Here is a 22,159-nt window from a genome sequence, read left to right as displayed (position 1 = left end):
CCTCACCCATTCACAACGAATTGATCGTCGCGCACGGTGGCCTGGAACATCAGCAGGGTCCACAGGGGAGCGCTGTGGTCGCGAATACCCGCCTGGTGTTCGTCCACCAGCCGCGTGAGGTAGGCCTGGTTGAACAGGCCGGTAGCCGCCAGGCCACCGCTTTCCAGCAGGTCCCGGCGCAGGCGTTCGCGCAGGGGGCCGCGGAACCACTTGGCCAGGGGTACGCCGAAGCCCATCTTGTCGCGGTACAACACGTCGTGCGGCAGGTGAGGTTCCAGGGACTTCTTCAACAGGTATTTGCCCTCCGCGCCGCGCAGCTTGTACGCCGGGGGCAAGCCGGATACCCACTCGGTGAACGGGTGGTCGAGGAACGGCACCCGCACTTCCAGCGCGTGGGCCATACTGGCGCGATCGACCTTGGTGAGGATGTCGCCCACCAGGTAGGTTTTCATATCCAGGTACTGGATCAGGGACAGGGGGTCATCGGTGGGACTGTTTGCGGCGTGCTCATCGAACACACTGTGTACGGAATAACCCTGCAACTCGCGCTTGAAGCCCTCACTGAACAGCGCTGCGCGTTGCTCATCGCTGCAAATGGACACCGAGTGGAGGTAGGCCTGCACCGAATCGCGGGCCAGCGCCTGGAAGGTGGTCTTGGCCCGGAACACCCGCGGCGCCCAGTCTGCCTTGGGGTACAAGCGCCCCAGGGCGCCAAACAGCGGCCGGCGCAGGCCGAGGGGCATGGCCCGGCGCAGCCGCTCCTCGTGCATATGCCAGCGGTAACGCCGGTAGCCGGCAAAGTGCTCGTCGCCACCGTCGCCGGATAGGGCAACCGTCACCCGCCGCCTGGCGAGCTGACAGACCCGGTAGGTGGGAATGGCGGAGCTGTCGGCATAGGGTTCGTCGTAGAGTGCCGCCAGTTCATCCAGCAGGCCGAAATCCTCGCTGCTCACGGTCTCCTGGAAGTGATTGGTGTGATAGCGCTCGGCGACCATGCCGGCGTATTCGGTTTCATTGAACTGCTTGACGTCAAAGCCGATGGCGCAGGTATTTACCGGCTCATCCTGCAGCCCGGCCATCATTGCCACCACGGCGCTGGAGTCGACGCCGCCGGAGAGGAAAGCCCCCAGGGGTACCTCGGCCACCAGCCGTACCTGCACCGCCTCGCGCAGCCACGCCAGCAGCTCGGCCTGCAGGTCCCGCTCGTCAGCCACCGCCACCGGGGTAAAGGGAATGTCCCAGTACTGTCTCTGTTGTGGCACCGGCTGTCCTTGCTTCAAGAGCAAGGTATGCCCGGGACGAAGCTTGTACACATCGCGGTAGATGGTCTTCGGCTCAGGCACATAACCCAGGGCGAAGTAGTCTTCCACCGCCCTGGGGTCTAGCTGTCGAGGCAGCTGTGGATGGGCCTTGAGTACCTTCAGTTCCGAGCCGAAGACAAGCTGGCCATCGGCAAGGATGCTGTAGAACAGGGGTTTTATCCCGAAGCGGTCCCGAGCCAGGAACAGGCTGCGCGCAGCCCGGTCGTACAGGGCGAAGGCAAACATGCCGCGGAACCGCTGCACACAGTCCTCGCCCCAGGCCTGCCAGGCGTAGAGGATAACCTCGGTGTCGCAGTGCGTGCGAAACTCGTAACCCAGGCCACGCAGCTCCTGCATAAGCGCCTGAAAATTGTAGATTTCACCGTTGTAGGTGACGCAAAGATTGCCGTCGGCGCTGAACATGGGCTGTTGGCCGCTGGCAAGATCGATAATGGACAGGCGCCGGTGGGCAAGACCCACCCCCGGTTCCGTGTGCATGCCGCCCTCGTCGGGACCGCGATGGAACTGGGTCTGGTTCATGGCGGCCAGCAGCTCGCGATCGGGCTCTCGCTGCTGCTGCAAGTCGAAAATACCGGCGATACCACACATAATCAGGCCCTTTCCATTTGCCCAGCAGGCTGGGAGCGCCCCAGTAGTTCGTCATAAACCCCGAGGTAGGCGGACACGGTGCGCTCCCAGTCGAAATCCCGTGTCACCCGCTGCACCGCCGCCTGGCCCATCTGCTCACAGCGAACCGGGTCATCCACCAGCGCGGCGATCGCCGCAGCCAGCGCCGGCACATCTGCCACCGGCACCAGCAGCCCGCTTACCCCTTGCTGGACAAGTTCCGGATTGCCGCCCACGCGGGTGGCGATCACCGGCAGGCCGGTCGCCATCGCTTCCAGCACGGTATTGGAGATGCCTTCTCCCAGCGATGGCAGTACAAACACATCCATGCAGGCTAACAGGTCGGGAATGTCGTCCCGGTCACCTGCCAGCCAGACATTAGCCTCGAGGCCATGCCTGGTAATGGCTGACGCCAGTTCTATCCGCTCTGGCCCCTCGCCAACGAGTATACAGCGCAGTGTCTGCCGCAGTGGCGGACTTTCTGAGAAAATGTGTGCCATTGCACAAATAAGCGCCTGCTGATCCTTCACCGCCGCCAGCCGGCCCACGGTGCCAACTACGCGGCAATCGGAGTCCACCAGGAAATCGGCGGGCATGCCGGCCAGCGATCGCCGTGGCACCGCGATCGCCTTGTCTGTATCGCTGCCAATTCGGGCGGTAAAGCGGCTGCGATCAACCCCGTTGTATATGTGGGTGACCTTGTCCTGGGCAATACCCACCTCAGCCACCAACCACTGGGCGAGATCCTGGCTGACGGTAATAAAGCGGTGAATCAGCGGACTCAGCAAACATCGCAATCTCCGGTATCTGCTGTTGCTGCCATCGAGGTCGCTCACGTCACGCCCGTGCTCACCGTGCACCCGTTTGCAACGAGGAAACAGCAGTCCGAGTACCTGGGTTTCCAGCGCGGCAAGATTACGGGTGTGGACGATAGCTGGACGCAGGCGTCGCAGAGTACGCCACAAGCCAAGGTACATGGCCGGGTCATGCCCCGGCCGCTTGTGTAACTCGATCACCTCCACATCCGGTGCGGCCAGGCGCCCAACGAAGGCATCCGCGGTGGTCAGGCAGATGATGGCGTGGCGGTAGCGATCGCTTGGGCAGCGGTTGATGATATTGACCAGGCCGTTTTCCAGCCCGCCGGTGCCCAGTGCATAAATCACATGTGCCACCAGCGGCGGTTTTTGGGAGTTGGCGGCCACCGGCATCGCTCACTGCCGTCCCTGGTTGCGGGACAGGTGTTCATCGGTCTCGTGATTTTCCAGCGGATTCCGGCTGTCCAGAGACTGTTCGATCGCCGGCTGGTATTCTTCGAAAAAGGCCTGCAACTGGCGGCGCGCCTGCTCCAGATCGGCGTCCTCCGCCACCGACACCGCAAGGAATATCCGGGTGCCCTCCCGTCGCCCCTTGAACAGTTGCTGCTGAGTCTCCAGCAGCTTTGCCAGGTAGTTTTGCGCGGTGTAACGGCCATCCACGCGATACCAGTTCCATACCAGCAGGCGTTGCCCGGGACCGACCAGTTGCCCTTCCAGTACCCTGATGGATTTACCGTTGGCGGCGGAAATAGTCGCCCCTGCCTGCCTGCTGACCCGCCAGGCACTCCGGTTCTCATAGGGGCGCCAGGGTGAAGCGGTCTGCACCAGCTCGTGCTCCTCCTGTGTTCCCAGGTACTGGCGCACAAACAGACCGATCGTACCGCCCGCGAAACGATAATACTGCTCCAGTTCCCGGTCGGCCCCGGGTTGATTCGGCGCCCATGACCACCCCGGATTCGGCGCTGGTTGCCAGTTTGCGTGAGTGATCGCCGGACTGGGCAGGGGCTGTAACGTTCCTGTATCTGCATCAACCACCAGCCCCCGGGCCAGCATCGGACCCAGCGCACTGACAATAAGGGCCAGGCCCAACACGGGCAGCGGCGCCATGCTGCCATTTGCCCCGGCTGACTGACCTGCTACCGCAGGCGTAAAGGGCTGTGCCACCTCATCCTCCCGCCAGAAGCTGCCCACCCAGAACATCAGCAGCATGACGAAACCGAAGAAAACCCAGCCATAGATCAGGTGATCGACACCCGTCGCCAGTTCCATGCCACTGAAGTGGCCGATCATGATGATCATGAATGCGCGCAGGCTGTTGGCAGCAATCGGCGTCAGTATGGATACCAGCACGAACAGTGTCCGCCGCCACAGGCTCTGGTAGGTCAGGTAGGCATAGAGCAGGCCCAGGGTGTAAGAAGCGATGATATAGCGTACTCCGCTGCAGCCCTCCACCACCTGCCAGCTGCCGCTGGGCAGGTGCAGCAGCCTCCCCTCCCGGTACAGTGGGATGCCTGTGGCCCGCACCAGGGCCGCGGCGCTGTCAGCGGTGAACTCCACCATCGGCTGGATCAGGCCCTCGCCCATCGGCACCGCCAGGAACAGGAAACCCAGGGGAAAGGCCAACCGCCAGGCCAGGGCTGTACCGAGGATCGCCCAGATACCGGTGATAAGAATGCCGACAAAGGCTAGTTGCCGGATGACATTGACATCCATCACCTGGGCCAACAACCAGACCACGCCGCCGCCAGCGGTCAGCAGTAGCACCCAGGGCCGTGGGGCGGCCACGGCGCCCGCCAGTTCCGCTCGCTGGCGCCACACCAGCCACAGACTGATGGGAAAAATCAGAATTCCGTGGGCAAAGGTATCCGAGCGCATCCAGATATCGACCATGGAGGCGACAGTGTCAAAGAACAGCAGGCCGACTGCAGTACAGTATGCTGCAATTATCACGACCAGGCCCCAGCTGGTGCTGGTTTTCCAATCCGTCTTTTCACTGATCACGTCAACTGTCACGGCTTTGCTCCTGACCATAACGCGGCACCCTGCCCTCCTGCCCGAGCAGCAACACCACCTCCGGCAGGTTGTCTTCCCAGCTGAAGTCCCGCAACACGCGCGCCCGGGCCTGGTCTCCCATGGCATCATGGGCACCAGCGAGGATTTCTGCCAGCAGTCGCTGGTAGTCTGCAAGCGACTCGGCCAGTAACAGCTCCTCGCCATCTATGGCCGCTATACCCTCCAGGCCCTTGTGGCTGACCAGGACCGGCCGTGCCATGGCCATGGCCTCCAGCACCTTGTTCTGTACCCCGCGGGCGATGCGCATGGGGGCGACCGCCGCCAGCGCATGTTTCAGGAAGGGACGCACATCCCCTACCCGCCCGGTCACGACGATGCCCGGTTGCTCCGCCAGCCCTTGCACCGCCGGTGCGGGTTTGCCGCCGACGATGGTAAAGCTTAACCCCGGATGGGCCTGGCGCAATGCGGGAAAAACCTCGCGGGCAAACCAGACCACCGCATCCACGTTGGGCCAGTAGTCCATCGCCCCGGTAAACACCAGCGGCAGGCTGTCCGCCGGGAAGGGATTGGGCTGCGGGGTTTCACGGTCGAAGGCGGGATCAAAATAGGCACAGTTGACGCCGTTATTGTAGAAACCGATCTTGTGGGCCGTGGCGGGTGACAGCTGGTGGAACAGGTCCGCTTCTGAGGAGGATACGAATAATCCGGCATCAAACTGCGCCGCCAGTGCTTTTTCCAGCGCCAGCAGGCAGCGCCCCTCACGGCGGTAAATCCAGCTCAGCGGCCAGGGCTTTTGCCGTGCATATTGCTGCCACTTGTCCGAGTCCACGTCCACGAAATCAATGACCTTGCGGCGGAAGCCCCCGCCACCTCCCGGCAGGTACTGGGCCATGGCCGAGGAGTAGACTATCGCATGGCGGATGCCGTACCTGACTACTGCCCTGGCCACCCACTGGCGCATTTCGGCATCGGCGTAGTAGGGAATCGACAACGCCTCACCGGAAAGCAGGCCCCGCAGGCTGCGCAACCTTGCCAGGCGCGGATTGAGGGGGCGCAGACACATCGCCTGGCAAAACTTTTCCACCTCGGGCGCCCAGGGCCAGTCGTCCTCATCGTCCACGAAACTGCCCAGGTAGATATCAAAATGCTGGCTCAGATGATGCAGTAGATGGAAGGAGCGTATTTTGTCGCCCTTGTTCGGCGGGTACGGGATACGGTGACACAGGAACAGCAACGGAGCTTTCACGCCCCGGGGCTCCTGCGCGGGGGGAAGTGTCTGTTCCGGTGCTGAAATAGCTGCACTCACGGCTCTAGCCCAGATTCCGGGCCAGCGGCGGCCCCAACAGGTTCGCCAAGGGCAGGGGCAGCCTGGTCCAGGCATTAACCATCAGCTTGTACTTCGGGTTCAGGGGGTTCACATCGGGTACGGCCGACGCCGTCACCAGATAGTACTCGTAGGGCAGCGGCTGGGGCGTGAAGCCGAAGTTCTTCTTGAAACTGAAGGGGCCGGTACTGGCCTTGCTGCGACCAAAATCGAAAACCCTGAACCCCTGTTCGCAAGAGCGCCGCAGCAACTCCCAGTACATAAAATGGTTCACCCCTTTAATCGTGCGGGCCTGGGCGGTACTGCCCCCGTAATAGGGTAGTACCTGGTCGCGGAAGTAGAAGCTCATCACCCCCGCCACGTCCCTGCCCGACTGGGTAATCATCAGCACGCTGCAGTCCTCGGCAAACACCTCTCGCAGTATGCGCAGGTAACTGGCCGAGAAAACCGGCGTGCCCAGGTTGCGCACGCTTTCCGAGTATACCCTGTAGAGACGATCTATGCCCGTGTCCCACTCGCTTTGCAAGCCCTCGGCAATGCCCTTGCGAATCATCGCACGCTGGCGATTGGGGATAGCCTTCAGGTTGGTGTCGTCGTCCGGTTCAATGGTTTTTCTGAAGGTATAGTAGAGTTCTTTCACCGGCCAGCCTGAATCGCTGGGGTGACAGTTGCGCAACTCCAGCGCCCCCACCTGCAGACGGTCGGCTAGCTCGCAGGCTGCTTTACGCAAGGCTGCAGCAGCCTCTTCCGTATCGGCAACGATACCGCCATAAACACAGAACGGCAGCGAGGATAGCGAATGCCCGAAGAGGATGCTTTTGACCTCTGCCAGCGGCAGGATACCGGCAATCTCACCGCCCTGTTGGGCATAGAGAAAGTGGGCCCTGTGGCCGAAGGCGCGCTGCAACACGGTAGCCCAGCCGGCGCGGTGGAAGAAGGTGGCGTCGTCAGTCCGGCGCACGTAATCGTCCCACGCATCATATACCCCAGAATCGAGCGCTTTTATCTGCAGGGGCATCAGCGAGCTTTCCCCGGCGCAGCGCCCGGAAGAAAGATATGATCCATGCGTCCCCACTGGAAATCCCTGAGCAAGCGCTCTAGTCGGCCGTAGGTCCGGTTCAGGTTAAGGTAGTGGCGGAAGCGGGTCTTGGCAGCCATGCCCTGCGGCCGTGGCTGCTCCGGGTCGATCTCCCAGGGATGGAAATAGAATATGGCGGACTGTTTTTCCTCCCGGTTGACCCGGTTTAGCGCCCAGCGGGAAAATCCGTAGGGAAACAGCCGGAACCAGCCGCCACCGCCGCAGTTGATCTGCCGCCCCGCCAGTGACAGCGTTGTTACCGGCACCTCCAGCAGTTCACCGGCCACCGCCTCGAATGCAAACCGGGAGGCCTCCGGCATGCCGTAGTGGTCGTGGTTGACTGGCACGACGCTGGAGCTGTAGCGATAGCCCGCGGCTGCCAGCTCTTCCCAGGCCCAGAGATTGCCAGCGCCGATGGAGAAACTGGCTGCCCGGTAGCCAGTGACCGCTTGCCCGCTGGTATCCTGCAAAAGTTTTCGGGTGCGAGAAACGTCTTCGCGAAACTGCTCGGGCGTCTGGGTATTGGCGCGGATATGCTCCCAGCCGTGGCTGGCAATTTCGTGTCCGTCGTCAACAATGCGTTTGATCAGGCCCGGGTAGCGTTCAGCCACCCAGCCCAGGGTGAAAAATGTCGCCCGCACCTGGTGGGCGGCAAACAGCTCGAGAATGCGGTCGACATTGGCCTCGATCCTGCAGGGCACCCGGTGCCAATGTGAGCGGTCAAAATGCGCTTCGAATGCGGAAACCTGGAAGTAATCCTCCACATCGACGGTCATGGCGTTGACCAGCGGCGAGCTGACAGGAGACCCCATCGACTGGTGCATGACTAAACTCCGGCAAGCCAGTCATTGACAATGCGCACTATGCGTTGCGCGGCATTGCCATCCCAGAGTTCAGGCACTCTTCCCGCCTTGCCCCCGGTCTGGATGATATCCTGGTAGCAGGCCAGAATTTTGTCGGGGTCGGTGCCCACCACGGTATTGGTGCCACTGGATACAGTGATCGGACGTTCGGTGCTCTCTCTCAGGGTGATACAGGGAGTGCCCAGGGCGGTGGTCTCCTCCTGGATGCCACCGGAATCGGTCAGAACCAGTCGGGCATCCTTCATCAAGCCCAGCATTTCGAGATAGCCCAGTGGTGGCAGTATTGTTATATCGCTATCTGCCAGCAGCCCCTCAAAACCCGCTGCGGCAATCCGCGCTTTGGTTCGGGGGTGAAGTGGAAACAACAGAGGCGTGGTCTGGCTGACGTGAACCAGTGTCTCCAGCAGGCGCCGGAGCACCTCAGGGTTGTCCACATTGGAAGGGCGATGCAAGGTGACCAGGCCATAGCCGGTGGCAGCCGGCGCTGCCACCCCGGCCTTTTCCAGCGACACTGCCGCGGGTACCGCACGTTCCAGGTTATACAGCAGGGTGTCTATCATCACGTTGCCGACAAAGTGCACCTTGTCGCGGGAAATGCCTTCCCGCGCCAGGTTGTCCTCCGCCAGTCTCTCCGTGGTAAACAAAAGGTCAGACAACTGGTCGGTGAGGATGCGGTTGATCTCTTCCGGCATACTGCGATCGCCGCTGCGCAGACCGGCCTCCACGTGCAGGACAGGAATCCCCTTCCTGACCGCCACCAGGGCGCAGGCAATGGTGGAGTTGACGTCGCCCACCACGAGCACGGCCCGGGGTGGGTCCTCATCCAGCACCGGCTCAAAGCGCTTCATTATTCCCGCGGTCTGCTGGGTATGGGAACCGGAACCCACCTCGAGGTCGACCTCCGGCTCGGGAATGCCCAGCTGATCGAAGAAGGCGTGTTTCATTGCCGCATCGTAATGCTGCCCGGTGTGCAGCAGCCGGGCGCGGGAGCCCGACTCCAGTGCGCCGAAGGCCCGCATGATGGGCGCGATTTTCATAAAGTTCGGCCGGGCGCCAACAACGCAAAGAACATGCCCAGCTTTAGTGGCAGAGCTCATCATCCTGAAACCTAAAAGGTAAACCGCAGGGTGGCGGTGATCCGGTTCTCCTGGTACTGCTGGCTCGCCTGTTCTGACTGGCGGTCGGTGTACTGGTAGCTGAGCACAAAATTTATCCAGTCCGTAATGGGTCTGTCCGCACTCAGGCGAAGCCGCCAGGTCTCCGACTGGTTAACTGACTCGCTACGTTCCCCGAGCGGCTCGCGCTCATCCCAGCTTACTGTACCCGTCGCGGTCCAGGTGCTCGACAAGTTCCGGTTGAGAGAGACAACGACCCCTCTGAAGGTCGAATCCCGCCCATCCTCCAGCCGCCTCTGCTCTGACTGACTGGCGGCTACAGAAAAATTCGAGCGCCGTCCCTGGTAAGAATAGGCAAGTCGAAAACGCTCATCCACGATTGGGCTGTTACTGATCGTGGTCGGCGCACCATCCAACTGGAAGAACTCTCCGGTCTCTGGATCGAACAGAAAAATTGGAAAATCTTCGGGGAAAAAACCATCCAGTGTGCGTATATTGCGATCGTAGGAGAGGGTTCTGGCGTAACTCGCGCTCAGGGTACTGCGCTTGTGGTAATACTGGGCTGAAAATCGCGGGGTGCTGCCGAAAAATCGGTCCCCGGTACCCACATCCACCACGGTGCGCGAATTCGGTGTCCAGCGCACCCCGACATCCCAATAGCTGCCGTCAATTTCATCGTTGAGGGAAACAAAGTCATTCCACTCTTCCCCGGCGTAGCCGTTGACCTGCCAGTGGCGGTTGAGCTGGTAGCCCAAATTAACCTGGGCGGATTTCAATTCGCTATTAGATGCTGGCCGGTCGCCCCTTTCTTCATACTCGATATTGTCGTAGTCCGCCTGCAGACCCCAGGACAAACTGGAGGTACCGGGCACACTGTCGAGAAGAAACCTGACATTCTCCCGGGCACTGTCGCCTACAACATCCTTGCTGTTGTACTGGTCGCTCCAACGGTAGCGCAACAGCAGATTGGCCACGTCCTTGAACTGCCGGGACACATAGGGGCTAACCGCATAACGATAGGTGGTATTGGTATTGCCGGTGCGGTCCTGGGGGTCGCCGGCACCCGGCGCGAAGGGATTGACGGAATTCTGGGAGACATTCAGGCTGGCATCGATGTACAGCCACTGCTCAATCAGCTCGGCGTAGGCACTACCATTGATTCTGGGGAAATAATCATCCCTGCCGGCACCCGCCGGGGTGCAACCGAGATCTTCCAACCTGCTGTCTGTCAGGCTATTTGCGGTTATCGAGGCGGAGAGCGCGACATTTGCTCGCCGACCTTCTCCGCTGATACCAGCACGAGGGGTGACGGTCGCATAGACCTCATCCTGTTCCGCGCTCTCCGACAAACAGGCGTTATCTGTATAGACTAGGGAAGTGCCGACTCCCGCACTGGTGGTCCACTGGGCGGCTGCTGCGCCCTGTGCAAGCGCCAGCCCGAGAAAAATCTTTCCCAGGTTCTGTAGTGGGCGCGATTCAGTGGCGGGAAACAGCATGTCCAGAGTCACTCACCCGCTACTGGGTCACGGTCCCTGCTGCCTTCCCCGTATTGGCGGTAGGCATAACGATACCCGTAACCGTAGCCGTAGTTGAACAGCCCCCTGTGCTGGCGTGCCTTGTTCAGCAGCATGCCTACTGCCTTGTCCTGGCCGATGTGCTCCATGGCCTTGGTGACTGCATGCTGGGGGGTCCCCTGCGCGCCAACCACAAACACGATCTGGCCCATCAGGTTGGCCAGCACGCCAGCTTCGGTAGTGAGCAACAAGGGTGGTGAATCGAATACCACCACCCGGTCGGGATAGCGCTCCGACAATTCCAGCATCAGCCGGCGCATGGCGTTGCTGGCCAGCAGTTCATTGGAATGGGCGTTAATATTACCGGCAGGTATTATCCTGAGTTTTTCCACGTTGGTGGGCAGGATCACGTCTGCCAGTTCAACGCCCTTGTTCTCCAGTACGTCGATAAGGCCGGGACTACCTGGGGGGACGCCCAAAACCCGGCCGGCATCCGCCTTGGCGGTGTCCGCATCCACAAACAGCACGGTTTTATCCTTCTCCATGGCGATGCTCAGGGCAAGGTTGATGGAGGAAAAGGTCTTGCCATCGCCCTGCAGAGCACTGGTCACCATGATCAGGTTGGCATTTTCAATCGGCGCCGCCGACCGCCCGGCGATATTCATCAACAGGGGGCGCTTTATACGGCGATATTCCTCGGCGACACCGCTGCGCGGCACAGCTGGGGTCAGGTAGCCCAGCTCCTGCAATTTATCAAACGGGATCTCAACTTGCTCTCGATGATTGCCGCTGGCAGCTGACAAGGTCTCTTCACCCTGCTGGACAAATTGCTCCTGGCGATCCACGGACTGCGCCATGGCAGCCTTTTGCACGGTATCACTTGCCTGCTCACTGGACAGGTAGCCCTCCGCTTCACCTTCATCGCTGGAACGGTTCTGACCCCGCAAAGAATCGACCGCCTTTTCAATAATGCTCATTGTCGTCCCCGTTAATTACAGCCCGGTTCTTTTGTTATCGTGTATCCATCACAGCCCATCAGCTGGCTGGCACGCCGCCCTGCACCAGACTCATGCCGACATAAACGACCAGCAGAAAGCCTGCCAGCGCCGAGAAGGTCAGCAGCCCCAGCGTTTCCTTGCGTTTCTGTTCCGGCAGCAAGTTCATGGTTACCGTTCCCAGCAGCGGCAAGCCGGTCACGTCGGTCAACATCCGCCCGTCAATAATGACCGGGTTCAGCATTGAAATCAGCAGCGCCACTCCTGCTCCAGCTCCCAGGCTAAGCAACAGCACACCGGCATTGAGCAGGGTTTTGTTGGGTTCGCTGGGCGTTTGCGGTACGAAGGGCGGATCGATCACCCTGAAGGTAACGTCACTGGCATTCTGTTCGACATCTTCCGACATACGCGCCGATTCGCGCCGCTGCAGCAGCTGCTGTTGCTGGCCCAGCAGCACGTTGTAATCGCGGTCGAGTTGCTTCAATCTTGCCTCGATTTCCGGCACGTGATTGACCTTGGACTCAAGGTTGGCGACGCGCTGTTCATACTCGGCAACACGCACCTGCAGCTCAGCCACGTTGGCCTCGGTAGCGGTCAGCATACTGCGCATTCCCTGATACACCGGGCTGTTGGTCATGGCGGGATCGGTGCTCACACGGGTAAATTCCTCGTCTCTCCTTTCTTCCAGGTGCTCGATCATCTCCGTCAGCTGACGGACCTCAGGGTGTTTGTCGGTGTAGCGGATACTCAATTCGTCCAGCGAGGTGCGCAGGTTCTCGATGCGGGTATCCAGCGGTGACATGCTGCCGAAGTCGCCAGTTACCTCGCTGGGCATCAACACCGGGTCCTCCTCCTCGAGCTGTCGCGCCAGTTCGCTGCGGCGATTTTCCATTTCACTGAGCATCAGGCGGGCGGCACTGAGGTCCTCCCGCGCCGCCTGCAGTGTGGCGTAAAAATCACCCCTGCCCTGCAAGACATCCACATTCTCCTGCTTGAATCGCGCCAGACGGTTTTCCGCGGCGACCAGGCGCTCCTCGTACTCAGCGATTTGCTCCTCGAGGAAGCTCTGCGCCCCCGAGCTTTCGGCGCGCTTACTGCCCAGCGAGCTCTCGATAAACACTGTGATCAGGGCCTGGGCGATGCGCCTGGCAGTGTTTCTGTCCTCGTCTTCTACTGAAATTGAGTAAAGAGACGGGTTGCGTCGGTCACCGGTGAGGGTAATGGCCTCGCTTAAATCGGCCAGGATATCGTTTTTCTGTGCTTCCGTGTTGGCCTCCAGGTCCAGGTCCGTCATCCGCATCAGTTTTTCCAGGTTGGGGCGACTGAGCAGGGTCTGGCTCATCATACTGACCCGCTGCTGGATATCTGGCTGTACGGTGAGACCGCGCAGCAATGGGCGCAGGATGCTGTTGGTATCGACATACACCCTGGCGGTCGCGACGTAGGCTTCCGGCAACTGCCATACAAAGAGCCAGCCGCCGATGGCCACCACCCAGGTGACTGCGAGCGCCAGCCAGCGATGCCGCCAGGCGGCCCACACGTAGGTAAATACTTGTGCCAGAAGTTCCTGCATTGCCTGCCCCTAACCGAACCCGGATGCCCGGTTAAAACCAGGATTCAGAAATAATGACGACATCTCCGGGCATCAGGTTGAGATTGGCGGATATGTCCCCGTCCTTGATCAGGTCATCAAGGCGCAAGCCGTAGCTGCGCTGCCCGCCCTGCTCAAGACGCACCAGCACCGAATTGTTGCCGTCTGCGAATTCGGTCATGCCCCCCACGGCAATCATCAGGTCCAGCAGGGTCATATGCTTTTTATAGGGAACGCTTAACGGTTGGGTAGCCTCGCCGATAACTCGCACCTGCTGTTCCGGAACGCCGACGAAACCGTTGACAATCACACTGACCACCGGGGACCTGACATACTCGCTATAGGCTTTTTCGATATCCCGGGCCAGTTGGGTGGATGTTTTTCCGCTGGCTTCGAGGTCCTCCACCAGACGGGTGGTGAACTTGCCATCGGGCCTAACGATCCCCGAGGTGGTCAGTTCTTCGTTGCCCCAGACAAAAATTTCCATGGTATCGCCGGGGCCGACCACGTACATGTAGTCCTGGTCGGGGAAGCGCTGATCATCAGCGACCTCCGGCAGGTCTGGCTGCGAGCCGCAGGCCGCGACCGCCAGCACCATTCCCAGAAAGCCCAGTTTTGCGAAATAACGCCCCAGCACACCATATTGCCTGGTCATCCCCACGTCCCCCTGTTCAAACGGATCCAACGCTCCTACTGACCTCAGTCTAGCACGGCGCTCAAAAAACAAACTAATGACTACAAGTTTATGTGACAAGCTTCACAAAAGCTTAGACGCAAAAGGCCACAATGGCTAATGGCCCTGCACTGATTCACTCCCCCTTGATGCCCACCCACCATTTGTACACCAGATGCCTGGCGAGCATAAGCGGCGGCATGCGAATCCAGTGGGAACGAAGATAGAGCAGATGCTCGGTAACAGGTGAACGCAGCCGGGTAATATTTTCCGGAGCGATGTGTCGATCTATTGCCCGCTGCATAATCCGGTCTACCGACCGCGGTGGCCGCCCCGACTCTATGGTGCGCCAGGCGCTTTCGGGAATAGACGTATGCAGATTGCGCCGCATCGCCGCTGCCGCGTAATACAGTGGGCGCTGCAAGCCAAGCTCGCTGGCGCGCTCGGCAAGCTTTTGCCAGTACTGCTCATCCTGCGCTGAAAAATAAGCGCTGAGCGTGTGCATATCCACCAGGTCGCGCAAGCCGCCGCGCAGTTCATCGCTCATAAACAGGTGGGTGGCACTGTGTAATACCATGTCCAGCGGAGACAGGGTGGTGAAAACCGTACCCTCAACTGGCACCAGGTCAACAAAAAGCAGGCTGGCATCAAGCTTGATGCGCCCCGTGGTCTGAATCAGGTTATGGTGCACATCCAGTTCGATGGGGCTATTGGGGTGACGCATCGGGGGCAGCTCATGACTCCACTCGCGATAGTAGTGGTTATCGTAAGCGGACAAGGTCTCGTCAAAGCCCCAGCCGGCACACTCAAGCCGTTCCTCCATCTCCGCGAGATTTGCCTGCGGCACCAGAATATCGATGTCGTTCATCCTGCGCCCCTCTGCTGCAGGCAGTCCCGACAGAAGGTAGGCGGCGCCTTTGAGCAATACAACCGGGAAGTCAACGTCCGCGAGCACAGAATTGAGCGCGAGCAATTCGCGCCTCACTAGCAGTTGCATGTGGTCGGTGTAGATAGAAGCTCCAATCAGCACATCGGTGGCTACCGGGGGAATCGTCTCGAGCACGCCCCGCTGTACCACCAGCGTGTAAAGCCTGCCTGTCAACCTGGTGTAGCGGGCCAGCGTTAGCAACTCGTCCCATTGCCGTCCGTTGAGCTTATCCAGACGTTCTGGCTTGGTCAGGGCACCAGTAAGAGGGTTCACACCAGGTCGTCCTGCAATAGCCGCTCTATCGCCGACACGGCTGCTTCCAGATCTCCATTCGGTAAGTCATAGGTATCGACACTGCGCACCAAACGGGTCAGGCTAAGAAAGCCCGCTTGCTGGGTTACCGGGTAGTTAAACGAGTTATTAACCAGTTTTGCCAAAGCTTCAGCGCGGTGCTGACCCTTTAGCATGGTCTGCCCGCCCGGCCGGTAGCTGGGGAAGATGATCCAGCGCGGATGTACCGGCTCCAGCTGACGCTGCAGGCTTTCCGCTGGCGGCACCAGGTGCGCAACAGTTCCCTTGCGGGTTTTCTCGTAGTGCGGCCCCAATGCCATTTCGGGCGCAAATTTACCGATGAGGTCGATCGACGTGTTTTTCAAGGGGGCTGCGCGGGGTAGCGGCAGCATCAAGCCATCACTGTGCCGAATAACGCAAAACTCATCAGACAGTAAACGCCAGCCGCGAGCCACCAGGCCAGCACACAGCGTGGTTTTCCCCGAACCAGGAAGGGCCGGCAGTATGACGCCGCGACCGCATTTTTCCACCACGGCACTGTGCAACATGAGGTTCTGGTGCGCCGTGGTCCCGATACACCAGTTAAGCCCCCATTCATACATGGGAAAGGCGTGATCAAGGGGGTAGCGCTCGAAGGGTTGGACTCCGTCCACGGTAAATTGCACCTGCGGTCGCAACCAGCGGCGCACTCCCCGTACGCGATCGATAGACAGGTGATAGTGCGCCGGTTGGTCGGTATCGAGCATCTCCACGGGGGCATAAAAGCGGGATAGTACCTCGAGGAATTGCCGTACGTCCGATCGCAGGTGCACCACAAACGGCCCTACGCGGTAGCGCAAACCCTTGCTCCCGGCCAGCCGGGCCAGCGCCGAGTGTTCCAGGTCTCCAAGCCTCATGCAGCGCGGACGTCGACTAACTGCAGCTTTTGCAGTCCACTGAGAACCTCACAGACTTTATCAGTCCAGTCAATCTCCTCTTCCAGCAACTCAGACAGGTGCTGCTTAATTTCTTCCAGGCTTAGCGATCCGCCCATAAGCGACCGGAGAATTTCTGCTGGAAAAGCATCAAGGATATGCGTCTGCCCCGTCGCTGCACAATAACAAACCAGAAACCCGTCGATGTCCTCGACGAGGATATGAGGCGGTTGCTTCGACACCCAGACAGCTTTCATCAGAGAAGCGGCACCCAGCTTATTTACCCACTCTAAAAATACTGACCCTCAGGGTAAGGGCTCGCGTGGATATTAAGGCGCCGCCATTATTGATGTCCAGCAAGTACCTGCAATTGCGTGACCATCAGGGGCCAGAAAGAAAACCTTACCTTCCGGCGGCGTGAAACTGCCGTCTGCCGCAATGTTGAATCGCTGCAAAAACCAAGCAGGCTGCTCGGCCCACCCGACGTTGTCACTATTTTTGTTAGGAATTTTGTTGTCAGGGACCGAGTAGCCCGTGTCACTGTAGTAATAATCCACAGAATCGGCCGGTACCCGATATATGGGAGTCTTGTCATTCTTGGTGTAGATAATTCCCTCGCACCGCACTGCAGTCCGGTTGTTGGAGAGAAAATCCTCAGTAGTGGTTATCTCTGCCGTACCCTGCAAGCTTCCGTCATCGATTCCATTGAGGGCACATTGCGCTACGCTGCCCAATGCCGCGGAGGCGTTAGGTGTCAGCGTAGCGATCAGCGGCGCAGCCGCCGACGCTTTCAGCAGACGCCGCCTGGCCTTGAACTCGTCGCTCAAAGGGTTGATTTCCTTGTCTTTTGTTTCCACTTTATCTGACACGTAAGACCTCGAATGTCATCGGGGCGCACGGCCCCATAAGTTCTACTGCAAAAATCACACCAAACCAGCAACTCACTGATTTTATTCGTTTTTTTCTTTTCCTCTCAGTCTGCGGAGGGTGGGGGTGTAAAAATAGCTGACGCTGCCGGCCCACCTTCCTCCCTGTCACGATCATACACGCCACACATTTAGCCCTGCCGCGCTGCAATCACGTCGATTCAACACGGATTTAATGTCTATTATAGTCGCGTCTGCGACCATCATCGCGCCGAATGCGGCAACATCCAACTGCAGATACTCAGCATGGGGCACCGCCAGGATGACCGCCTGGCAGTCTGTCAGCTCCTCGCGAGCGCACAGCTCGATGCCGTATTCTTCCCGGGCTTCCGCTGCATCCGCCAGCGGGTCGTGGACGACAACATTGCAGCGATACTCCCGCAACTCTGAGATCACATCCACCACCCTGGAGTTACGCAGGTCGGGACAGTTCTCCTTGAAAGTCAGGCCCAGTACCGCCACCTTGGCATCACAAATGCGATGCCCGCGCTGGGCCATGCATTTGACGGTCTGCTCGGCCACGAACTTGCCCATATTGTCATTGGTCTGCCGCCCCGCCAGGATCACCTGGGGATGGTGGCCCACCGCCTCGGCCTTGTAGGTGAGATAATAGGGGTCGACGCCAATGCAGTGTCCGCCAACCAAACCGGGCCTGAAAGGGAGAAAATTCCACTTGGTACCCGCCGCCTCGAGGACGTCCAGGGTATCGATGTCCAGGCGATTGAAAATCAGCGCCAGCTCGTTCATCAGGGCAATGTTCAGGTCCCGCTGGGTATTCTCGATCACCTTTGCTGCCTCGGCGACCTTGATACTGGCCGCCGGGTGGATACCCGCGTGCACCACCTCGCCGTAGAGATCGCACAGCCGCTCAAGGGTTTGTGGCGTATCGCCGGAGACTACCTTGACGATGCTTTCCAGCTTGTGCTCGGTGTCACCCGGGTTGATGCGTTCCGGTGAATAACCGACGTAAAAGCCATCTCCCCGCTGCTCAGCCCCGGGCCGGCCAGCCCATGGCAGGCCCGAATGCTGCTCCAGTAGCGGTACGCAGACCTCCTCCGTGCAGCCGGGATACACTGTCGATTCAAAGACCACCACAGCCCCCGGAGCAAGATTATCGCCAACGGTACGACAGGCCCCTTCAAGCGGCCGGAGGTCGGGTTGCCTGGCGGCATCGATAGGGGTTGGCACGACGATAATGACAAGCTCCGCCTCCTTCAGGCGGGCGGCGTCGCTGGTATACTCCAGCAGTGTCGCAGCCGCGAGCTGCTCTGGCCCTACTTCGCCACTGGGATCACGCCCCGCGCGGTAAGCGGCCAGTTTTTTCTCGTTCAGGTCAAAACCGAGGGTGCGCCGCTTGCTGCCGAATGCCACAGCCAAAGGCAGCCCGACATACCCCAAACCCACCACGGCTATCGCTCCTGCCAATTTGCCCCCTTGCTCACCGGTCTCCGCGCTCCTGTTTGCGTTCTGTGAAGCTCTTCTCAGTAACGAGATAGCAGCATTTACACCTTAGCGGGCAGAGTATAGTGTCAATACACATAACGAACCATGAGAGATCGTGACGTGGTCCACAAATTCTTGAAAAAAGGCGTTAACACGGGGCAAACGGAGCGTGCAAACTAATATCGGTCTATACAGCTATGGCGCAGCGCTGATCGCCTACAGCCTGCTCACAGGCCTTGCTTTCCTGCACCGCAGCCGACACTCCCGGGGGCAGCTGATGGCCGTGGCAAGCGGCCTTACCGCCCTCTGGGCAGGCACCGTGGTTATATCCGCCCTGCTGCCCTACCCGCAGGTGAAGTTGATGCAGTCGGCGGAGGTGGCCCGCAATGCTGCCTGGTGTTTCTTTCTGCTGCAGACACTGAGACTGAAATTGCACGGCAGTGGTCACTGGCTGGAATCCTGGCGCTGGATTCCCTGGTTTATTGGCGCTATTGCAACCTTAGTCGCGCTTATCTTCTCGGTCCCCTCGCTGGCGAAAATACTCTCGTTCAGCGACAAACTATACCTGGACATCGCCTTTGCCGCCTGGCTGGGCATGGCCCTGCTGGGCCTGCTACTACTCGAACAGCTCTACCGCAACAGCACCCAGGCAGAACGATGGTCGCTTAAATTCCTGTGTCTGGGGCTTGGCTTTATCTTCGCGTACGATTTTTTCATGTACGCCGAAGCCCTGCTCTTTCGCCAACTGGACCGCAACCTGTGGCAGGCGCGCGGCCTCGTCATTGCCCTGGCGGCCCTGCCTATCGCCATTGCCCTGGGGCGTTCAAGCCGCCTCGAGGAGCAACGGGGTCTCCACGTATCGCGTCATGTAGTTTTCTATAGCGCGACGCTGCTCGCCTCCGGCGTCTACCTGATTCTGATGGCCCTGGTGGGCTACTACCTGCAATTCCTGGGGGGAAACTGGGGAGCAGTACTGCAGATAGCTTTTTTGTGCGCCGCCGGTTTTCTGCTGCTGGCATTGCTGTTCTCCGGCCAGGCGCGGGCCAAAACACGGGTATGGCTGAGCAAGAACTTCTTCAGCTACAAATACGATTATCGCAACGAATGGCTAAAGTTCACCGACACCCTGGCCACCGGCGGCGAAAACATCCCCGAGAACATAGTCAGGGCGATGGCAAACCTCTGCTCAAGCCCCGCAGGGCTGCTCTGGGCGCGAACTGAACAAGGCACCTACAATCTTATCCATCGATGGGACATGGCCCTGGATGCGGAAGATACCGATCTTACTGCCCTCGCGCCCTGGCTGGAAAGCTCCGGCTGGATCATAGACATGCGCGAGTGGCGCCAGTCACCAGACCTGTACAACAACATGCAACTTCCCACCGTGGTAAAGGAGATTCCCGGCGCCTGGCTGATCATCCCGCTGTTCTTTGCCGACAGGCTACAGGGCATACTGCTGTTGCGGGAGTCTGAGCTGATAAAGGAGATCAACTGGGAAGACAGGGATCTGCTCAAACTGGCCGGACGCCAGGCCGCGAGTCACCTGGCCCAATACCAGGCCGACAAGGCCCTGGTTGAATCGCGCCAGTTTGAAGCCTTCAATCGCCTGTCGGCCTACGTTATTCACGATTTGAAAAATATTCTCGCACAGCAGTCCCTGATGGTTTCCAATGCGAAAAAACACCGTGAAAACCCGGAATTTGTCGACGATATGATAGAAACGGTAGAGAACTCCGTGCAGCGCATGACCAGGCTCATGGCGCAGATGCGCAGCGGGCTGCAAGGGCGGGAAGAACAGGCCCTGGATATGAATGAGCTACTTTCTGCAGCGGTTGAAGAACGGCGGAAAACAGCCCCGCCCCCCCGGCTCGAGCTACCGGAAGGCATCCTGCAGGTGCGCGCGGACCGTGATCAGTTAATGAAAGTCTGCTGCCACATTATCCAGAACGCGCAGGAAGCGACGGATAAATCCGGCGAGGTTACCGTGCGTCTTAAGAAACAGGGTGGTGACACGATTGTGGAGATAGAAGACAACGGAACCGGCATGGAAGACGAGTTCGTCGCCTACCGGCTATTCAAACCCTTTGACTCGACCAAGGGGCTGACAGGCATGGGCATCGGCGCGTTTGAGAGCCGCGAGATTGTGCGTAACCTGGGCGGGGATATTCTCGTGCGCAGCAAACCGGGTGAGGGGTCGTTGTTCGCCATCCGACTGCCTCGCTATACTCCCACCGGGGAATGCCAAAGTGACATCGGGGAAACAGCTTTTGACCAGGAATAAAAAACACCTGCTGGTGGTAGAAGACGACCAGGGGTTGCAGAAGCAGCTGCGCTGGGCCTTCGAGGGCTATGAAGTAGTGATCAGCGGCGACCGGGAAGACGCCATTGCCCAGCTCCGCCGAACCCAGCCGGGGGTGGTGTTACTGGATCTCGGGCTACCACCGGACCCCGGGGGGGTGTCCGAAGGGCTGGCAACCCTGCAGGAGATTCTTTCCCTGGTTCCGGAGACGAAAGTCATCGTGGTTACCGGTGACAATGACCGGGCTAATGCCGTTAAGGCAATAGCCCTGGGGGCCTATGACTTCTACCAGAAACCCGCCGACCCGGAACTACTCGGGCTGATCGTCGATCGCGCCTACCATGTGTTCGAACTGGAGTGCGAGAACCGCCAGCTGCAACAAGCGCGACAGGAGTCGCCGCTGGACGGCATTATTGCCGCCAGTCCGCAGATGCTGGAGGTGTGCCGCACCATCGAAAAGGTCGCGCCGACGGATATCACCACCCTCCTCCTTGGCGCCAGCGGAACCGGCAAGGAGCGTTTCGCCCAGGCTTTGCACGCGCTCAGTTCGCGGGCCGGCAAACGCATTGTCGCCATCAATTGTGCGGCAATCCCCGATACGCTGCTTGAAAGTGAGTTGTTTGGTTATGAAAAAGGCGCGTTTACCGGGGCCACCCAGCAGACCATTGGCAAGATCGAGCACGCCGATGGAGGAACACTCTTCCTCGATGAAATAGGCGACCTGCCCATGGAGTTGCAGGCCAAGCTGCTGCGATTCCTGCAGGAGCGAGTCGTCGAACGACTGGGGGGGCGTCGGGAGATTCCCGTGGATGTGCGCATTATTTGTGCGACTCACCAGAATCTCGAGGAGCACATCCGCCAGGGCCGCTTTCGAGAGGATCTCTATTACCGGGTCAGCGAGCTAACGATCAACATACCAACGCTCAAGGAGCGGGAAGGTGACGCGGTACTGCTCGCCAAGTCCTTCCTCGATCGTTTCAGTGCCGATTTGAAACGCCCCATAAAAGGTTTCGACGCCGAAACACTTCAGGCGATAGAAGCCTATGATTGGCCAGGAAACGTACGGGAACTGGAAAGCCGGGTTAAACGGGCCACGATCATGGCCGAGGGAAGCTTCGTCACCTGCGAGGACATGGATCTGGACGTACCAGAAGAAAGCCCGATACCGCTCAATATCAAGCAGGTACGCGAAGCCGCCGAAATCAAGGCCATTAAACGCGCCCTGTTGCACTGCGAAAATCTAAGCGATGCTGCAAGCAATCTCGGCATTACTCGCCCTACCCTCTACAATATGCTGGAGAAATACGGCCTGAAACCATAGCTAGTGCCCGCCCAGAAACTCCGATTCTCGTCATCCCCGTTATTTGCAAAGTGTCAGTTTTTTTTACGATTCTGAGCTAATTTCCAGCTGATCATGTTGAAGCCAACGACCAACACATTAAAAATGCA

Annotated in this window: 18 protein-coding genes; 2 read left to right on the top strand and 16 right to left on the bottom strand. The window is 59.4% G+C overall.

The genetic code is table 11. The features are described from left to right. Positions 1-2: 2 nt before the first annotated feature. From DWB85_RS16020 to DWB85_RS15945, 16 genes are all read right to left on the bottom strand, one after another. Positions 3-1,910 carry an XrtA/PEP-CTERM system amidotransferase gene (locus DWB85_RS16020; RefSeq protein WP_117956562.1) on the bottom strand — a complete coding sequence of 636 codons (1,908 nt, stop codon included), beginning with the start codon at positions 1,908-1,910 and terminating at the stop codon, positions 3-5. 2 nt (positions 1,911-1,912) lie between these two features. Further along, complete coding sequence (locus tag DWB85_RS16015; protein ID WP_117956560.1) at positions 1,913-3,136, bottom strand: TIGR03088 family PEP-CTERM/XrtA system glycosyltransferase; 1,224 nt, start codon at positions 3,134-3,136, stop codon at positions 1,913-1,915. Positions 3,137-3,139: 3 nt separating this feature from the next. Next, positions 3,140-4,756, bottom strand: coding sequence for an exosortase A (xrtA, locus tag DWB85_RS16010; protein ID WP_162846161.1), 1,617 nt, complete (start codon positions 4,754-4,756; stop codon positions 3,140-3,142). After that, on the bottom strand, positions 4,746-6,002 hold the full coding sequence (locus DWB85_RS16005; RefSeq protein WP_205422767.1) for a TIGR03087 family PEP-CTERM/XrtA system glycosyltransferase: 1,257 nt from the start codon (positions 6,000-6,002) through the stop codon (positions 4,746-4,748). Before DWB85_RS16005 ends, xrtA begins: the two co-directional genes overlap by 11 nt. Before the next feature lie 64 nt (positions 6,003-6,066). After that, complete coding sequence (locus tag DWB85_RS16000) at positions 6,067-7,098, bottom strand: FemAB family XrtA/PEP-CTERM system-associated protein (RefSeq protein ID WP_117956553.1); 1,032 nt, start codon at positions 7,096-7,098, stop codon at positions 6,067-6,069. Beyond that, the gene (locus DWB85_RS15995) at positions 7,098-7,982 is read right to left on the bottom strand and encodes an XrtA system polysaccharide deacetylase (RefSeq protein ID WP_239017355.1); all 885 of its coding nucleotides are present in this window, start codon (positions 7,980-7,982) and stop codon (positions 7,098-7,100) included. The genes DWB85_RS16000 and DWB85_RS15995 overlap by 1 nt, the downstream gene beginning before the upstream one ends. A 2-nt stretch (positions 7,983-7,984) precedes the next feature. Next, positions 7,985-9,118, bottom strand: a complete 1,134-nt coding sequence (wecB, locus tag DWB85_RS15990) for a non-hydrolyzing UDP-N-acetylglucosamine 2-epimerase (protein WP_117956551.1) — start codon at positions 9,116-9,118, stop codon at positions 7,985-7,987. A gap of 11 nt (positions 9,119-9,129) precedes the next feature. Further along, positions 9,130-10,632, bottom strand: a complete 1,503-nt coding sequence (locus DWB85_RS15985) for a TIGR03016 family PEP-CTERM system-associated outer membrane protein (RefSeq protein WP_117956549.1) — start codon at positions 10,630-10,632, stop codon at positions 9,130-9,132. Between the two features lie 8 nt (positions 10,633-10,640). Beyond that, the gene (locus tag DWB85_RS15980) at positions 10,641-11,627 is read right to left on the bottom strand and encodes an XrtA-associated tyrosine autokinase (protein ID WP_117956547.1); all 987 of its coding nucleotides are present in this window, start codon (positions 11,625-11,627) and stop codon (positions 10,641-10,643) included. A gap of 58 nt (positions 11,628-11,685) precedes the next feature. Continuing rightward, entirely contained in the window at positions 11,686-13,218 is a 1,533-nt protein-coding gene (locus tag DWB85_RS15975) for an XrtA system polysaccharide chain length determinant (protein WP_117956545.1), read from the bottom strand. Between the two features lie 31 nt (positions 13,219-13,249). Beyond that, the gene (locus tag DWB85_RS15970) at positions 13,250-13,891 is read right to left on the bottom strand and encodes an XrtA/PEP-CTERM system exopolysaccharide export protein (protein WP_239017354.1); all 642 of its coding nucleotides are present in this window, start codon (positions 13,889-13,891) and stop codon (positions 13,250-13,252) included. Positions 13,892-14,045: 154 nt separating this feature from the next. After that, positions 14,046-15,110 carry a nucleotidyltransferase domain-containing protein gene (locus DWB85_RS15965; RefSeq protein WP_162846159.1) on the bottom strand — a complete coding sequence of 355 codons (1,065 nt, stop codon included), beginning with the start codon at positions 15,108-15,110 and terminating at the stop codon, positions 14,046-14,048. Continuing rightward, positions 15,107-15,967, bottom strand: a complete 861-nt coding sequence (locus tag DWB85_RS15960; RefSeq protein ID WP_162846158.1) for an HprK-related kinase A — start codon at positions 15,965-15,967, stop codon at positions 15,107-15,109. Before DWB85_RS15960 ends, DWB85_RS15965 begins: the two co-directional genes overlap by 4 nt. 53 nt (positions 15,968-16,020) lie before the next feature. After that, positions 16,021-16,299: a hypothetical protein gene (locus tag DWB85_RS15955; protein ID WP_117956539.1), complete on the bottom strand. Its 279-nt coding sequence runs from the start codon at positions 16,297-16,299 to the stop codon at positions 16,021-16,023. Between the two features lie 72 nt (positions 16,300-16,371). Then, a complete protein-coding gene (locus tag DWB85_RS15950; protein WP_133300642.1) occupies positions 16,372-16,911 on the bottom strand; it encodes a hypothetical protein in 540 nt (179 codons plus the stop codon). A gap of 171 nt (positions 16,912-17,082) precedes the next feature. Then, a complete protein-coding gene (locus tag DWB85_RS15945; RefSeq protein ID WP_239017353.1) occupies positions 17,083-18,375 on the bottom strand; it encodes a nucleotide sugar dehydrogenase in 1,293 nt (430 codons plus the stop codon). Between the two features lie 205 nt (positions 18,376-18,580). On the opposite strand from DWB85_RS15945, the gene prsK reads away from it, so the two are divergent. Continuing rightward, entirely contained in the window at positions 18,581-20,692 is a 2,112-nt protein-coding gene (gene prsK / locus DWB85_RS15940; RefSeq protein WP_117956535.1) for an XrtA/PEP-CTERM system histidine kinase PrsK, read from the top strand. After that, a complete protein-coding gene (gene prsR / locus DWB85_RS15935) occupies positions 20,679-22,031 on the top strand; it encodes a PEP-CTERM-box response regulator transcription factor (RefSeq protein WP_205422764.1) in 1,353 nt (450 codons plus the stop codon). The genes prsK and prsR overlap by 14 nt, the downstream gene beginning before the upstream one ends. Positions 22,032-22,159 lie beyond the last annotated feature (128 nt).

Origin of the sequence: Seongchinamella sediminis (assembly GCF_003457605.1) — a bacterium.
Lineage (GTDB): Bacteria > Pseudomonadota > Gammaproteobacteria > Pseudomonadales > Halieaceae > Halioglobus > Halioglobus sediminis.
Note: the sequence above shows the minus strand (reverse complement) of the source record. Positions and strands in the feature narration are given on the sequence as shown.

What these genes read in the sequence shown, in the direction of transcription:
- DWB85_RS16020 (WP_117956562.1), bottom strand. Translation starts at nt 1,910, where the DNA reads ATGTGTGGTATCGCCGGTATTTTCGACTTGCAGCAGCAGCGAGAGCCC.
- DWB85_RS16015 (WP_117956560.1), bottom strand. Translation starts at nt 3,136, where the DNA reads ATGCCGGTGGCCGCCAACTCCCAAAAACCGCCGCTGGTGGCACATGTG.
- DWB85_RS16000 (WP_117956553.1), bottom strand. Translation starts at nt 7,098, where the DNA reads ATGCCCCTGCAGATAAAAGCGCTCGATTCTGGGGTATATGATGCGTGG.
- DWB85_RS15995 (WP_239017355.1), bottom strand. Translation starts at nt 7,982, where the DNA reads ATGCACCAGTCGATGGGGTCTCCTGTCAGCTCGCCGCTGGTCAACGCC.
- wecB (WP_117956551.1), bottom strand. Translation starts at nt 9,118, where the DNA reads ATGAGCTCTGCCACTAAAGCTGGGCATGTTCTTTGCGTTGTTGGCGCC.
- DWB85_RS15985 (WP_117956549.1), bottom strand. Translation starts at nt 10,632, where the DNA reads ATGCTGTTTCCCGCCACTGAATCGCGCCCACTACAGAACCTGGGAAAG.
- DWB85_RS15980 (WP_117956547.1), bottom strand. Translation starts at nt 11,627, where the DNA reads ATGAGCATTATTGAAAAGGCGGTCGATTCTTTGCGGGGTCAGAACCGT.
- DWB85_RS15975 (WP_117956545.1), bottom strand. Translation starts at nt 13,218, where the DNA reads ATGCAGGAACTTCTGGCACAAGTATTTACCTACGTGTGGGCCGCCTGG.
- DWB85_RS15970 (WP_239017354.1), bottom strand. Translation starts at nt 13,891, where the DNA reads ATGACCAGGCAATATGGTGTGCTGGGGCGTTATTTCGCAAAACTGGGC.
- DWB85_RS15955 (WP_117956539.1), bottom strand. Translation starts at nt 16,299, where the DNA reads ATGAAAGCTGTCTGGGTGTCGAAGCAACCGCCTCATATCCTCGTCGAG.